This is a genomic window from Rhizobacter sp., assembly GCA_019635355.1.
Lineage (GTDB): Bacteria > Pseudomonadota > Gammaproteobacteria > Burkholderiales > Burkholderiaceae_C > Rhizobacter.
On the sequence record JAHBZQ010000001.1, the window covers coordinates 4,719,797 to 4,735,038 of the forward strand.

The 15,242-nt window shown below is 66.4% G+C and carries 14 protein-coding genes; 8 read left to right on the forward strand and 6 right to left on the reverse strand.

All coding sequences use genetic code 11. The features are described 5' to 3' along the window. Positions 1–145 precede the first annotated feature (145 nt). The 6 genes from KF892_21915 to galE are packed head-to-tail and all read left to right on the forward strand — an operon-like array spanning position 146 to position 5,977. Positions 146–811 carry an SIS domain-containing protein gene (locus tag KF892_21915; GenBank protein MBX3627682.1) on the forward strand — a complete coding sequence of 222 codons (666 nt, stop codon included), beginning with the start codon at positions 146–148 and terminating at the stop codon, positions 809–811. A gap of 7 nt (positions 812–818) precedes the next feature. After that, positions 819–2,093: a glycosyltransferase family 4 protein gene (locus KF892_21920; GenBank protein ID MBX3627683.1), complete on the forward strand. Its 1,275-nt coding sequence runs from the start codon at positions 819–821 to the stop codon at positions 2,091–2,093. Continuing rightward, positions 2,090–3,088, forward strand: coding sequence for a GHMP kinase (locus tag KF892_21925; protein ID MBX3627684.1), 999 nt, complete (start codon positions 2,090–2,092; stop codon positions 3,086–3,088). The genes KF892_21920 and KF892_21925 overlap by 4 nt, the downstream gene beginning before the upstream one ends. A 10-nt stretch (positions 3,089–3,098) precedes the next feature. After that, positions 3,099–4,223 (forward strand): SDR family NAD(P)-dependent oxidoreductase, encoded by a 1,125-nt coding sequence (locus tag KF892_21930; GenBank protein MBX3627685.1) that lies wholly within the window; start codon positions 3,099–3,101, stop codon positions 4,221–4,223. Beyond that, positions 4,220–4,954 carry a nucleotidyltransferase family protein gene (locus KF892_21935; protein MBX3627686.1) on the forward strand — a complete coding sequence of 245 codons (735 nt, stop codon included), beginning with the start codon at positions 4,220–4,222 and terminating at the stop codon, positions 4,952–4,954. The genes KF892_21930 and KF892_21935 overlap by 4 nt, the downstream gene beginning before the upstream one ends. Before the next feature lie 21 nt (positions 4,955–4,975). After that, complete coding sequence (gene galE / locus KF892_21940) at positions 4,976–5,977, forward strand: UDP-glucose 4-epimerase GalE (GenBank protein MBX3627687.1); 1,002 nt, start codon at positions 4,976–4,978, stop codon at positions 5,975–5,977. 64 nt (positions 5,978–6,041) lie between these two features. Here galE and KF892_21945 read toward each other — a convergent pair whose 3' ends face one another. The 6 genes from KF892_21945 to KF892_21970 form a co-directional block, all read right to left on the reverse strand. Further along, a complete protein-coding gene (locus KF892_21945) occupies positions 6,042–6,602 on the reverse strand; it encodes an HAD family hydrolase (GenBank protein MBX3627688.1) in 561 nt (186 codons plus the stop codon). Between the two features lie 13 nt (positions 6,603–6,615). Then, a complete protein-coding gene (gene gmd, locus KF892_21950; GenBank protein ID MBX3627689.1) occupies positions 6,616–7,737 on the reverse strand; it encodes a GDP-mannose 4,6-dehydratase in 1,122 nt (373 codons plus the stop codon). 30 nt (positions 7,738–7,767) lie between these two features. After that, on the reverse strand, positions 7,768–8,694 hold the full coding sequence (locus KF892_21955) for a GDP-L-fucose synthase (GenBank protein ID MBX3627690.1): 927 nt from the start codon (positions 8,692–8,694) through the stop codon (positions 7,768–7,770). 20 nt (positions 8,695–8,714) lie between these two features. After that, on the reverse strand, positions 8,715–10,115 hold the full coding sequence (locus KF892_21960) for a mannose-1-phosphate guanylyltransferase/mannose-6-phosphate isomerase (protein ID MBX3627691.1): 1,401 nt from the start codon (positions 10,113–10,115) through the stop codon (positions 8,715–8,717). Between the two features lie 99 nt (positions 10,116–10,214). Further along, entirely contained in the window at positions 10,215–11,414 is a 1,200-nt protein-coding gene (locus tag KF892_21965; protein ID MBX3627692.1) for a hypothetical protein, read from the reverse strand. A gap of 50 nt (positions 11,415–11,464) precedes the next feature. After that, positions 11,465–12,859, reverse strand: coding sequence for an undecaprenyl-phosphate glucose phosphotransferase (locus KF892_21970; GenBank protein MBX3627693.1), 1,395 nt, complete (start codon positions 12,857–12,859; stop codon positions 11,465–11,467). Between the two features lie 237 nt (positions 12,860–13,096). Between KF892_21970 and KF892_21975 the strand changes: the two genes are divergently transcribed. Continuing rightward, on the forward strand, positions 13,097–13,642 hold the full coding sequence (locus tag KF892_21975; protein ID MBX3627694.1) for a hypothetical protein: 546 nt from the start codon (positions 13,097–13,099) through the stop codon (positions 13,640–13,642). Next, positions 13,639–15,192, forward strand: a complete 1,554-nt coding sequence (gene ubiB, locus KF892_21980; GenBank protein ID MBX3627695.1) for a ubiquinone biosynthesis regulatory protein kinase UbiB — start codon at positions 13,639–13,641, stop codon at positions 15,190–15,192. The genes KF892_21975 and ubiB overlap by 4 nt, the downstream gene beginning before the upstream one ends. Positions 15,193–15,242: the final 50 nt, after the last annotated feature.

Sequence of the window (15,242 nt, forward strand, 5' to 3'; positions counted from 1 at the left end):
GGCGTGTGCGGAATGTCGCGGCTTGACTGTTGGTCCCCGCTCACCTAGGGGGGCCCGCGAGTGCTGTGGACAGAGGGTTACGAGAGATCCCGCCAATACAATCTTTCGAGCTTTCCCGATCCACATACCGAAGCGAAAGAACGTCATGAGCAAGCAGGCGAACGCCAAGTCCAAAGCCCCGAAGATCCAGGAGAAAAAGACACCGGGCCTCGCGGCTTCCAACATGACGGGCACAGGCCCTGGCGGCCTGTCGGTGCGGGCCTTCGCCGAGTGGTACCGCGACCGTGAACTCGAGCAGTGGGAGCGTTTCGACTACGCCGCGCTCGAGAAGATCGCGAAGGCCATCGAGAAGGTCGAGAAGTCGGGCAAGACCATCTTCGTGATGGGCAACGGCGGCTCGGCCGCCACCGCGTCGCACGTCGCGACCGACTGGTCGAAGACGGCCGAGCGTGTGAACAAGCCGCTCATCCGCTGCGTCTCGCTCAACGACAACACCGCCTTCATGACGGCCATCGGCAACGACCTCGGCTACGACGAGATCTTTGCGCGCCAACTGCGCAACCTGTGCGGCAAGGGTGACCTGGTGGTCATCATCTCCGGCTCGGGCAATTCGCCGAGCGTGCTGAAGGCCAACGACTACGCGAAGAGCGTGGGCGCCACCACGGTGGGCCTCACCGGCTTCACCGGCGGCAAGCTGCGCAAGGAAGTCGACATCTGCTTCCACGTCGAGAGCGACCAGTACGGCGTGATCGAAGACATGCACATGGCCGCGGGATCGATCCTCGCGTTCTACCTGAAGCAGCGCAAGTGATGCTGCGGTGATCCACTACGTCACGCAAAACGGGATCGGCAACGCCTGGGTTGCCAACGAGCTGAGCCGCGTCGAAGCGGCCGGCATCCCGGTGGCGCTGCACGCAATGCGTGCGCCCGACAAGCTGCTGCACGACTCCGACTGGGCGGTGGCGATGAATCGCCGCACCGAGCTCATGTACCCGCTGCCGCTGGTGGCGATGTTCTTCTCGCTGCTGGCGGCGCCCTTCCGCTTCCGCGGGCGTTTCTTCGCAGCGTTGTGGAATGCCTTCTTCGGCCGGCGCGAACACCTCCGCGCGCGGCTCGCCGGCATCGCGCACCTCGCGGTGGCGGTGCACTGGGCGACCGGCATCCGCAAGAGCGGCCGCAAGGTCTCGCAGATCCACTCGCAGTGGATCAACTCCTGCGGCACGATCGCGATGTATGGCGCCTGGCTGCTCGACGCACCGTTCAGCTGGACGGGTCATGCGACCGATCTCTTCCGCAATCGCAGTGCGCTGCTCGACAAGATCGAACGAGCCAACTTCATCATCTGCATCTCGACCTTCCACCGCGACTTCTACCTGAAGCACGGTGCGCGGCCCGAGCAACTGGTGATCACCTACTGCGGCATCGACCTCTCGTGGTTCTACCCGCCGACGGTGGCACGTGACCCGAACAAGGTCTACCGCATCGTCTCGTCGGGCCGTCTCGTGGAGAAGAAGGGCTTCTCCGACCTGATCGACGCCTGCAAGATCCTCGTCGACCGCGGCGAGAAATTCGAATGCGTGATCGGCGGCAGTGGCCCGCTCGAAGCCGAGCTCAATGCGCAGATCAAGCGCCTCAACCTCGCCGACCGTATCAGCGTGACCGGCAAGGCCTTGCTGCAAGAGAAGATCGTCGACTTCATGCACGAAGGCGACGTCTACGTGCTGCCGTGCGTGTGGGCGAGCGATGGCGACGTCGATGGCCTGCCGCAGATGATCATGGAAGCGATGGCGAGCGGCTTGCCGGCCATTTCGACACGCCTCGTTGGCATTCCCGATCTGCTGCAGCATGAAGACACCGGCCTGCTCGTCGAGCCCAACCAGCCGGCGCAGCTGGCCGATGCGATGGCCCGCTTGATGCATGACCCGGCGCTGGCGGCACGCCTGTCTGCCAACGGCCAGCAGCTGCTCAAGAAGACCTTCGACCTGAACCACTGCCTCGAGCCCTTGATCGAGAAATTCCGCCAGAGCCTGGCTGCCGCTGCCCCTGGGCAGCGCAGCACCGGCCCGGCAACACCCACCAGAGTGACGACATGATCATTTCGCAAACCCCGTATCGGGTGAGCTTCGCCGGCGGCGGCACCGACCTGCCCGCCTTCTACCGCCAGGAATACGGCGCGGTGCTGTCGATGGCGATCGACAAGCACATGTACGTCACGGTCAGCCCGCGTTTCGAGAAGACGGCGCGGGTGGCCTATACGAAGGTGGAGATCGCCGAATCGATCAACGACATCCAGCACGAGCTGGTGCGCGAGGCGCTGCGCATCACCGGCCTCGGCCGCCACATCGAGATCACGACCGTGGGCGACGTGCCGGCCGGCACCGGCATGGGCTCGTCAAGCTCGCTGACCGTGGGCCTCCTGCAGGCGCTGTACGCCTACAAGGGACAGATCGTGAGCGCGAAGAACGTGGCCGAGCAGGCCTGCCAGATCGAGATCGACATCCTCGGCAAGCCGATCGGCAAGCAGGACCAGTACGCCGCGGCCTTCGGCAACCTCAACTACATCCGCTTCAACCCAGACGACACCGTCGACGTGGAGCCGGTGCCGGCGCCGGCCGAGACGATGAAGGAGCTGTCGAGCCGCATGATGCTGCTCTACACCGAGCAGCAGCGCGACGCCGACGGCATCTTGAAGCGCCAGAGCGAAGGCACGAAAGACCGCATGCCGGTGCTGCGCGCGATGCGCGACCTGGCGCAGGAGATGCGGGTTGCGATCACCGGCGCCAATGGCCTCGACGAGTTCGCGAAGCTGCTGCACCAGGGCTGGGAGCTCAAGCGCTCGCTGGGCTTCGGCATCAGCATGGAACGTGTCGATGCCTGGTACGAGCAGGCCCGCAAGCTGGGTGCGCAAGGCGGCAAGCTGCTGGGCGCGGGTGGTGGCGGCTTCCTGCTGCTGATTGCACCGAAGGAGCGCCACAACCTGATCCGCGATGCACTCGGCAACCCGCGCGAGCTGACGCTCGACATCGACCGCCGCGGTGGCCGTGTCATCTTCATCAGCGACCATCAGCGTCTGCTGCACAACCAGTAAAGACCCACCCATGAGAGTGCTCATCACCGGCGGCGCCGGCTTCATCGGTTCCCACACCGCCGACGCGCTGCTGCGCGAGGGCTACCAGGTGCGCGTGCTCGACTCGCTCGAAGAGCCGGTGCACCCCGGCCATGCGAAGCCGGCCTATCTCGACCCGCGCATCGAGTTCATCAAAGGCGACGTGCGCCACGAAGCCGTGCTGCTGGACGCGCTGCGCGGCAGCGACTACGTCTACCACCTGGCCGCGTTCCAGGACTACCTGCCCACCTTCAGCCGCTTCTTCGACGTCAACGTGACCAGCACCGCGCTGATCTATGAATTGATCGTGCGCGAGAAGCTGCCGGTGAAGAAGGTGATCGTGGCCTCCAGCCAGGCCGCGCTCGGGGAAGGCCTCTATCACGACGCCAACGGCAAGCCCGTGCTGCCTGACATCCGCCCAACCGAACAGCTCGAGCGCGGCGTGTGGGAGGTGCAGGCGCCGAAGGGCTTTACCGGCCCGCTGCAATGGCAGCGCACCGACGAGACGGTCGCCAACCCGCAGAACCAATACGGCCTGTCGAAGATCGCCGAAGAGCGCGTGGCGCTGTCGCTCGGCAAGCGCTACGGCATCCCGAGCGTGGCCATGCGCTACTCCATCGTGCAAGGCCCGCGCCAGAGTTTCTACAACGCGTACAGCGGTGCGTGCCGCGTGTTCTGCTTGAGCTTCCACCTCGGCCGCGAGCCGATGATCTACGAAGACGGCCAGCAGGTGCGCGACTTCGTGAACGTGCAGGACGTGGTCGACGCCAACCTGCTCGTGCTGCGCGACGAGCGTGCGAACTACGAGATGTTCAACGTCGGCGGCGACAAGGCGCACACGGTTTCGTCGTTCGCGACGGTCGTGGCCGAAGTCTTCGGTGCCAAGGGCTACCAGGCCGAGCCCTGCGGCAAGTTCCGCTTCGGCGACACGCGCCACATCTGCTCCGACGTGAGCAAGCTGAAGGCACTCGGTTGGAAGCCGACACGCACGGTGCACGAGAGCGTCGAGGCTTACAAGGCCTGGCTCTCGACGGCCGACAACGCGGCGCAGATCCTCGACTACTGCAACCAGCAGATGGCCGCGCTCAATGTGGTGCGCGACGTGAACAAGGCGTGAGCACAGGCCAGCGCAAAACCAAGGCGGTGCTGCTCGCGGGCGGCCTCGGCACGCGCCTGCGCCCGCTCACGAACACCGTCCCCAAGTGCCTGGTCGAAATTGCCGGCCGGCCCTTGCTGGATTACTGGTTCCAGGCGTTGCGCGCTGCCGGCATCACCGATGTGCTGGTCAACAACCACCACCTGCCCGATGCGGTGCGGGCGTTCCTCGATGACAAGCGCCACGAAGGCTTCAATGCCGTCGAGGCTTACGAGCCGGTGCTGCTCGGCTCGGCGGGCACCGTGGCGCACAACCGCGCTTGGGCCGACGACGCCGACGACGTGCTGATCATCTACGCCGACAACCTGTCGAGCCTCGATGTGCCGGCCTTCATGGCCAGCCACCGGGCACACGGCTTGCTGATGACCATGCTGCTGTTCCACGCGCCGAACCCGAAGGCCTGCGGCATCGCCGAGGTCGACGCGACCGGGCGCATCGTCGATTTCGTCGAGAAGCCGGCCGAACCGAAGTCGGACCTGGCGAACGCCGGCGTGTATGCGGTGACCGCGGAGGCCTGGCGCGAGATGGCCGATGCGAAGGCCTTCGACCTCGGCTTCGACGTGCTGCCGAAATTCGTCGGCCGCATGCAAGGCCATGTGCACGAGGGCTACCACCGCGACATCGGCAACCTCGATGCGCTGGAAGCTGCGCGTGCCGATGCACCGCGTGTGTTCGCGGGGCGATTCAACTGATCAAAGACAAGAGGACACGACATGAAAGTGCTGGTGACGGGCGGAGCGGGGTATGTGGGCAGCGCGTGCCTGCGCAAGTTGCTGGCCGAAGGCCACGACGCCATCGCGTTCGACAACCTCTCCGAGGGTTATGAGGCGGCGGTGCCGGCCGGCAAGCTGGTCAAGGGCGACATCGCCGACACGGCCGCGCTGGCCAAGGTGATGAAGGACCACGGCAGCGAGGCGGTGATGCACTTCGCCGCCGCCACGTATGTGGGTGAGTCGGTGACGAACCCCGACCACCACTACAACAACAACATCGCCGGGACGCTGAGCCTCCTGCGCGCGATGCGCCAGGCTAACGTCAACCGCATGCTGTTCTCGAGCACCTGCGCCACCTACGGCGACAACCCGGTGGTGCCGATGAACGAGACGGCCGCGCAGATCCCCTGCAGCCCGTATGCGCGCACCAAGCTCGCGGTCGAATGGATGATCCGCGACTTCGCGCATGCCTATGGCCTGGGCTTCACGCTGCTGCGCTACTTCAACGCGTCGGGCGCCGACCGTGATGGCGAGTTCGGCGAAGCGCACGACCCCGAGACGCACCTGATCCCGCTGCTGCTGCAGGTGGCCCTCGGCCAGCGCGACAAGCTCATGCTCTACGGCGACGACTACCCCACGCCCGACGGCACCTGCATCCGCGACTACGTGCACACCGACGACCTGGCGCAAGCGCACATGCTCGCCATCATGGCGACCACGCCGACCACGGCCGAGGTGTTCAACATCGGCACCGGCAACGGCCAGTCGGTGAAGGAAGTGCACCGCGCCTGCGAAGAAGTGACCGGCAAGAAGATCCCGCTGCAGATCACCGCCCGCCGCCCCGGCGATGCCCCCGCGCTCGTGGCCGACCCGACCAAGCTCAAGACGCAGCTCGGCTGGAAGCCCGAGTTCTACGACATCAAGCGCACCGTCGAGACGGCCTGGGCCTGGCACCAGAAGTACCCGCGCGGCTACGCCGACAAGGTGAAGGCCAAGCGCTGAGTCGCTTTCGCTCAAAGCAAAACGGCGCCTTGCAAGGCGCCGTTTTTTCATGAAGCGTGGCAGATCAGGCGGGGACGTGTTGCGGCAGGAAGGCCTGCACGTCGGCGTGTGCGGCGACAACGGCGTGGGCCTGCGTCGTCTCCGGCTGCGGGTGGCCGGCCGGGCGGAAGAGTAGCGTGCTGCCCACGCCCGCGCGGGCGCCCGCCTGGATGTCGGTTTCCATGTCGCCCAGCAGCACCGAGGCCGCGAGGTCGACGTCGAACTCCTGCGCCGCCTGCAGGATCATCCCGGGGTTGGGCTTGCGGAACGGCGACTCGGCCTTGTAGTGCCCGATGCCATGCTCGGCGTGGTACGGGCAGAAGTAGACCTTGTCGATGGGCGCGCTGCGCGAGGCGAACTCACCGCACATCCACTCGGTGAGCAGGTGGAAGTCGGCCTCGGTGTACTTGCCGCGCCCGATGCCCGCTTGGTTGGTGATCACGAAGACGAGGTAGCCGCGCTCGCGTGCCGTGCGCACGAGGTCGAAGATGCCGTCGACGAAATCGAAGTCTTCTTTTCTGTGCACGTGGGCGTGATCGATGTTGATCACGCCATCGCGGTCGAGGAACAGGGCAGGGCGGCCCATGCAGATGCCCCGCTTACTCGTGGTAGTCGTAGGCCTGGAAGCCAGCCATCTTGACCAGGCTGTCGCGGCGCGCCGAGTTGTAGTCGGCCTCGACCATTTCCTTCACCAGCTCGGGCAGCGAGGTGGTGGGCACCCAGCCGAGCTTCTGCTTGGCCTTGGTGGGGTCACCCAGCAGCGTTTCCACTTCGGTGGGGCGGAAGTAGCGCGGGTCGACGCGCACGATCACGTCGCCCACCTTGCACTTGGCCTTGTCGCCTTCGACCTTGGTGACGGTGCCGATCTCGTTCACGCCTTCGCCGGTGAAGGTGACGGTCACGCCCAGCTCCTTGGCGGCGAACTCGACGAACTGGCGCACGCTGTACTGCACGCCGGTCGCGATGACGAAGTCTTCGGGCTTGTCTTGCTGCAGCATCAGCCACTGCATCTCGACGTAGTCGCGCGCATGGCCCCAGTCGCGCAGGGCGCTCATGTTGCCCAGGTGCAGGCAGTCTTGCAGGCCGAGCGCGATGCGGGCGATGGCACGCGTGATCTTGCGCGTCACGAAGGTCTCGCCACGCAGCGGGCTCTCGTGGTTGAAGAGGATGCCGTTGCACGCGTAGAGGCCGTAGGCCTCGCGGTAGTTGACGGTGATCCAGTAGGCGTACATCTTCGCCACCGCGTAGGGGCTGCGCGGGTAGAAGGGCGTGGTCTCCTTCTGCGGAATTTCCTGCACCAGGCCGTACAGCTCGGAGGTGCTGGCCTGGTAGAAGCGGGTCTTCTTCTCGAGGCCGAGGATGCGGATGGCCTCCAGGATGCGCAGCGTGCCGATGCCGTCGGCATTCGCCGTGTACTCGGGCGTCTCGAAGCTCACCGCCACGTGGCTCATCGCGGCGAGGTTGTAGATCTCGTCGGGCTGCACCTGCTGGATGATGCGGATCAGGTTGGTGCTGTCCGTCAGGTCACCGTAGTGCAGGATGAAGTTCTTGTTGTCGACGTGCGGATCCTGGTAGAGGTGGTCGATGCGGTCGGTGTTGAAAAGGCTCGAGCGGCGCTTGATGCCGTGGACTTCGTAGCCCTTCTTCAGCAGCAGTTCGGACAGGTACGCACCATCCTGGCCGGTCACGCCGGTGATGAGGGCAACTTTCTTGTGGGACATGATCGATCTCGGTGAGGATGGTCTTGGAATTTACTGGCGGAACGGCGCGGTCTCGTAGGTGAGGCGCAGGCCCTCTTGCAGGCTGGTCTTGGCGCGCCAGCCGAGCGAGGCGAGGCGGCTCACGTCGAGCAGCTTGCGTGGCGTGCCGTCGGGCTTGCTGCTGTCGAAGACGATGCGGCCTTCGAAGCCCACGGTCTTCATGACGGACTCGGCCAGCTCGCGGATGGTCACGTCTTCGCCTGTGCCGATGTTGACCAGCGGGCCGTCGTAACCCTGCTCGGCCAGGTGCACGCAGGCGTCGGCCAGGTCGTCGACGTAGAGGAATTCGCGCTTGGGAGTGCCGCTGCCCCAGACCACGTATTCACCGTCGCCGCGTTCGCGTGCTTCATGCGCCTTGCGCAGCAGGGCCGGCAGCACGTGGCTGGTGGCGAGGTCGTAGTTGTCGTTCGGGCCGTAAAGGTTGGTGGGCATCACGCTCACGTACTGGCGGCCGTATTGCGCGTTGTAGGCGTCGCAGAGCTTGATGCCGGTGATCTTGGCGATCGCATACGGCTCGTTGGTCTGCTCCAGCGGGCCAGTCAGCAGGTAGTCTTCCTTGATCGGCTGCGGGCAGTCGCGCGGGTAGATGCAGCTCGAGCCGAGGAACATCATGCGCTGGATGCCCGCGAGGTGGGCGCCGTGCACGAGGTTGGCCTCGATCATGAGGTTTTGATAGAGGAAGTCGGCGCGGTAGATGTTGTTGGCCTGGATGCCGCCCACCTTGGCCGCGGCGATGAAGCTGTAGTCGGGTTTCTCGGCCGAGAGGAAGGCATGCACGGCCTGCTGGTCGAGCAGGTCGAGCTCGGCATGCGTGCGCGTCACGATGTTGCGGTAGCCGCCGGCCTGCAGGCGGCGCACGAGGGCGCTGCCCACCATGCCGCGATGCCCGGCCACGTAGATCTTGGCGTTCTTGTCCATGAATGCTGATAGGTGCGGCTTCAGCCGCGCCCGTAGGTGTCTTCGAAGCGGACGATGTCGTCTTCGCCCAGGTAGCTGCCCGACTGCACCTCGATGATCTCGAGCGGCACTTTGCCGGGGTTGGCCAGCCGGTGGGTCTGGCCGAGCGGGATGTAGGTGCTCTGGTTCTCGCCGAGCAGGATCACCTTGTCGCCGTTGGTGACCTCGGCGGTGCCGCTCACCACGATCCAGTGTTCGGCGCGGTGGTGGTGCATCTGCAGGCTGAGGCTCGCGCCCGGCTTGACCATGATGCGCTTGACTTGGAAGCGCGGGCCGGCATCGATGCTGTCGTACCAGCCCCAGGGGCGGTGCACCTGGCGGTGCAGGGTCTGCTCGCTGCGGCCGTCGGTCTGCAGGCGGTTGACGATGTGCTTGACGTCCTGGCTGCGGCTGCGGTCGGCCACCAGCACCGCATCGGGCGTCTCGACCACGACCACGTTGTCGAGGCCGACCACGCTGACGAGCCGGCTCGTGGCGTGCACGAGCGTGTGGTGGCTGTCGCGCAGCATGGCGTCACCGATGGCGACGTTGTCGTCGGCGTCCTTGTCGCCCACCTGCCAGACGGCGTCCCAGGCGCCCAGGTCGGACCAGCCGGCCGACAGCGGCACCATGCCGATGTCGAATTCTCCGGAGCCGGGGCACTTCTCCATCACCGCGTAGTCGACCGACTCGCTGGGGATGGCGGCGAACTCTGCCTTGCCCGGCCGCACGAAGCTCGCATCGACCTTGTGCGCGGCCCACGCGGCGCGGGTGCTGCTTGCGATGTCGGGGCGGAAGCGCTCCAGGGCCTTGAGCCACACCGACGCCCGCACGACGAACATGCCGCTGTTCCAGAAGTAGCCGCCCGCGGCCAGATAGCGCTCGGCGGTGGCGGCGTCGGGCTTCTCGACGAACTGCGCGACCTTGGGGCCATCGGCGCGGATGTAGCCGTAGCCGGTCTCGGCGCGGTCGGGTGTGACGCCGAGGATCACGAAGGTGCCCTTGGCGGCCTCGCGCACGGCCTGGCGCAGCGCCGTGGTGAAGGCGGCCTCGTCGACCACCGTCTGGTCGGCCGGGGTGACCACAAGCACCGGGTCCTGGCCGGAGGAGGTCGCTTGCAGGGCGGCCAGGGTCATCGCCGGGGCGGTGTTGCGGCCCATCGGTTCGAGCAGGACGGTGGCGGGCGGCAACTGGAGTTCGCGCAGCTGGTCGAGCACCAGGAAGCGATGTTCCTCGTTGCCCACCACGCAGGGCGGGGCGACGGCCAACCCGTCGGTGGCGAGCCCGGCCAGCCGGCTGGCCGCCTGCTGGAAGAGGCTGCGGTTGCCATGCAGCACGAGGAACTGCTTCGGGTACAGGGCGCGCGACAGCGGCCAGAGCCGCGTGCCGCTGCCGCCCGCCATGATGACGGGCTGGACGGCGATGGGAGCAGAGGAGGTTGAAACCATGAATGTTCTGGGTGCAGGCCTGGGCGGCGGAGGGTGGATCTTCGCCGCAGCGCTTTACCGGAGTGTGATTTCGCCGGTGCACCCGGTGATGGTGACCTCGTAGGCCGTGGCCCCGGCAACGGTGCGATTCTCGCGGCTCGCGCTGCAGCGCAAAGCCAGGCTGCGGGCGGGCAGGTAGGTGAAGCCCAGCCCGTAGCCCTTGACGGCTTCGCTTTGCGAGTTGCTGAGCGTACCTTTGCGCTGGCGCAGGTTGCCATTCAGGGAAATTTTGCCGGTGAGTTCGTACTGGGAATCCACGGCAAAGGTGGTGCCCACGCGGGTGTTGTCGACGGGCAGGGCACCGCCGCCTTCGCCGCCGGCGGTGGTGCTGAAGGTGGTTTCCTTGCCGGTGTCGCGCGTGGCCGAGGCGGTGAAGCTGAGCCGGCCAGTCGGCCGGTAGCTCCAGCTCAGGGCGCCGGTCGTTTCGGACAGGTCGGGGTTGACGCCCACCGAATGCGTTTCCTTCGTGGCGCTCACGCGGGCGTTGAAAGTGCTGAAGCCGCCCGTGACCCAGGTGGCCGTGAGGTCGATGTCGCGCCGCTTGGTTTCGTCGACGACCGGCTGCGTCTCCTGCTCGCCGCGTGTGGCCCGCACGCCAGCCCCGAGCGTGAGCCTGCCGCCCACCGCCCAGCGCAGGCCGGCGCTGACCATGTCTTGCGAGTAGTTGCGGGCGCCAGCGGAGGCGATCTCCAAGGTGCGGTGGTCGTAGCCGAGGTCGAACACGACCTGGGAAGGCAGGCCGTAGCGCGCATTGGCGCTGAACTGCTGCGTCTGCTGGTCGCTCAGGAAGGTCGACCCGTCGGCGGCGGTGAAGTTGTTGAGGTTGTTGCGGGCGTCGTAGCGCAGGCTGCCGGAGAGCGTCTCGATCGTCTCCCAGTCGAGCCCGCCGCGCACGGCGTAGCTCTTGTTGTCGAGACCCGAGACCTTGTTGTAGCGGTGCACCTCCGCGTCGGCATCGGCGAACACACGCTGCCGGCCGAAGCGCAGGTTGAAGCCTCCGATGACGCCGCCGGTCCAGATGGTGTCAGCGGTTTCGCCAGTGGGCCGCCTGTGGACGTTGGAGTCATGCGAGATGCCCACGGTGGCCCCGATGTAGTACGGGCTTTCCTCGGGTGCCGTCGTCTGCCCGAGGGCCGCGGCCGACACCGCCAGGCCCGACAGCGGCAGCACAAGTTTCAGGACGGCGTCACGACGAGTTCTTGAGATGTTGGTCATGCGAGGCTCGATGGCTGTGACGCGCGCCGTGGCGGGCGGGCACGTCAGCGTCAGTACGCGTTGCGGTCGAAGAAGACGAGCCGGATGGTACGCACAATGATCTGCAGGTCGAGCGCCAGCGACCAGTTGCGCAGGTACTCGAGGTCGTACTCGACGCGGGCCTGCATCTTGTCGACCGTGTCGGTTTCGCCGCGCTGGCCGTTCACCTGCGCCCAGCCGGTGATGCCGGGCTTCACCTTGTGGCGAACCATGTAGGCCTTGACGATGCGGCGGTATTCCTCGTTGTGCGCGATCGCGTGCGGCCGCGGCCCGACGATGCTCATGCGGCCTTGCAGCACGTTGAAGAACTGCGGCAGCTCGTCGAGCGAGGTCTTGCGGATGAACGCGCCGAATGGCGTGATGCGCGAGTCGCCCTTGGTGGCCTGCTTGACGACCGCGCCGTTGTCTTGCGTGGTCATCGAGCGGAACTTGTAGACCATGATGTCTTCGCCATCGAGGCCGGTGCGCCGCTGCTTGAAGATCACCGGGCCGGGCGAACTCAGCTTCACGCCGATGGCGATCGCCAGCAGGATGGGCGAGATCAGCACCAGGATGATCGACGCCAGCACCACGTCGCTCACCCGCTTGACGAGTTCGTTGGTGCCGGTGAAGGGCGTCTCGCAGATGCCGACGATCGGCAGGCCGTTCATGTCCTGCAGGCGGCCCTGGATGATGCTGATGCCGAAGATGTCGGGCACGAAGAAGAGCGAGGCGGTGGTGTCCTGCATCTGCTCGAGCAGCTCGACGATGCGCGGCTGCGAGCCGAGCGGCAGCGTGATGAAGACCTCGTGGATGCCCTGGCGGCGGATGAAGTCGGCCACGTCTTTCAGGCCGCCCTTGACCTGGTCCATGGCCAGGCCGTCGACACGCGCATCGGCGCGGTCGTCGAAGTAGCCGAGGAAGTCGACACCCTTGTCTTCGCTCAGCGTCAGGGCACGCATGACCTTGACGCCTTGCGGCCCGGCGCCGATCACGATGGCGCGGCGGCGTGCTTCCGGTTGTGAGAGTTGGTGCAGCACCACGCGGCGGCCGGCCCACACACCCAGCCACTGCACGATGGGCGTGGCCACGACCCAGATCACGAGCGCCTGCTGCTCGAAGTAGCTGAGGCTGCGGGTCACGTAGCCGCACAACAGCAGCACACCCATCAGCACCACCCATGACGACACGATGTCGACACCGGCGGCGATCAGGTTCTGGCGGAAGCGGTTGTGGCCGGGGAAGGTCAGCGCGAAGACGAGCAGGCACAGCACGAGTTCGGGCCGCCCGATGAACGCGTCGAGGTAGAGGTTGGCACCGAGGAAGGTGAGGACGGTGATCGTCGGCTCGAGGAACGCAGCCGCGAGCGAGGTCACCGATTGCGGAGCGCTGTAGAACGTTCGCTTGTACGGTCGGTCTTCAAACATTGCTACGGGTTGGTCCACGAGGCGGGGCCTCCATCCAGGTGTCGCGACCGAGGGGTTTTGACCGCAGGAATTCTCACCCAAGACCTGTGACAGACCGGACCCGCAAGTGTGGGGGGACATTCGTTTTAGGGAGGGGTCCATGCGTTGAATGCGTCACGAATCGGGGTGCTGCAAAGCCACCTTGGATGACCAAGTTGCGCCGTCGGTGTGACAGAACCCCGCCCCTACAATTCCCCGATGCCTACCCCCTTCGACACCCCTCTCGGGGCGCGCTTTTCCGCGTTGCTGGGCTCAGCCGCGATGGAGCGCATCACCTTGCTGCTCAACCACGTGGTCGCGGCCGAGACCGTGGCGACCGAGCGGCTGAAAGCCCACAGCGGTCGCAGCCTGCAACTGGCGTGGACGGGCTGGCCGCAGCTGCTGCCGCCGCCGCCCGTGGTGGCCTTCACCATCACGCCCGCGGGGCTGTTCGAGTGGTGCGGCGAGCAGGTGCCCGCGCAGCCCGACTTGCGGATCAGCATCGACGCGTCGAACCCGCTGAAGCTCGCGAGCCTGTGGCTGACGGGCGAACGCCCGCAGGTCGTGATCGAGGGCGACTCGGCCCTTGCGTCCGACGTCAACTGGCTCATCGACAACCTGCGCTGGGACATCGAGGACGACGTCGCCCGCGTGATCGGCCAGGCGCCCGCACATGAGCTTTCGCGTGCGGCCTCGGCCATTTCGGCCGGCTTCCGCGAGGCAGTGCGCGTGCTGCAAGGGTTTGTGTCGCGCACGCCCCGATGAGGCATCTTTTCCGGCTGGTCTTCATCGTCTTCACCGTCCTGCGCTTCGGCCTGGACGAGCTGGCGCTGTCGGGCTTCAAGCAACGCTGGGTGCGTGCGCTGGTGCGGGTGATGACGCTCGGCCGTCGCCTCGACGCGCCGCCCGGCCGCCGCCTGCGCGAGGCGCTCGAGCGGCTGGGGCCGATCTTCGTGAAGTTCGGGCAGGTGCTGTCGACGCGGCGAGACCTGCTGCCGCCCGAGGTGGCCGACGAGCTCGCCCGCCTGCAGGACCGGGTGCCGCCGTTTCCGGCGCCGGTGGCGCGAGCGCTGGTCGAGAAGGCCTATGGCCGTCCGATCGAATCGGTCTTTGCGAGCTTCGAGGCGGAGCCGGTGGCCAGTGCGTCCATCGCCCAGGTGCACTTCGCCACCCTGAAAGACGGCCGCGAAGTGGCGGTGAAGGTGCTGCGCCCCGGCATGCTGGCGGTGATCGACGACGACCTGTCGCTCCTGCGCACGCTGGCACGCTGGGTCGAGCGGCTGTCGGCCGACGGCAAGCGTCTGAAGCCCCGCGAGGTGGTGGCCGAATTCGACAAGTACCTGCACGACGAGCTCGACCTCGTGCGCGAGGCGGCCAACGCGGCGCAGCTTCGCCGCAACATGGAGGGCCTCGACCTCGTGCTCGTGCCCGAGATGGTGTGGGACTTGTGCACGTCGGGCGTGATCGTGATGGAGCGCATGTACGGCGTGCCCATCAGCCAGACGCAGCGCCTGCGCGAAGCCGGCGTCGACATCAAGAAGCTCGCGCGCGACGGTGTCACGATCTTCTTCACGCAGGTGTTCCGCGACGGCTTCTTCCACGCCGACATGCACCCGGGCAATATCCAGGTGAGCGTCGACCGGGCCACCTTCGGCCGCTACATCGCGCTCGATTTCGGCATCGTGGGCACGCTGACCGAGGTCGACAAGGACTACCTGGCGCAGAACTTCATCGCCTTCTTCCGCCGCGACTACAAGCGCGTGGCCGAGCTGCACCTGGAATCGGGCTGGGTGCCGCCGGGCACGCGCGTCGACGAGCTCGAAGGCGCGATCCGTGCCGTCTGCGAGCCGCACTTCGACCGGCCGCTGAAAGACATCTCGCTCGGCCAGGTGCTCTTGCGCTTGTTCCAGACCTCGCGCCGCTTCAACGTCGAGATCCAGCCGCAGCTGGTGCTCCTGCAGAAGACGCTGCTCAACATCGAAGGCCTGGGCCGCCAGCTCGACCCCGAGCTCGACCTCTGGAGCACCGCCAAGCCCTTCCTCGAGCGCTGGATGAACGAGCAGATTGGCTGGCGCGGCCTGGTCGAGCGCCTCAAGAAGGAAGCACCGCACTGGGCGCAGATCGTTCCTGAGCTGCCGCGGCTGGTGCACCATGCCTTGCAGCAGCGCGGGCAGGGCGCCGATGCGCGCCTGGTCGAAACTCTGCTGGCCGAACAGCGCCACACCAACCACCTGCTGCGGGTGCTGATCTACGGCGGGCTGGGGTTTGCCGTCGGCGTGATTGCGACGGTGGCAGTGCGCTGGTCGGTCGGCTGACCGGGCGCGGTTCGCGTCGCTGGAACAGATAATGCACGCCGGTCGCCCAG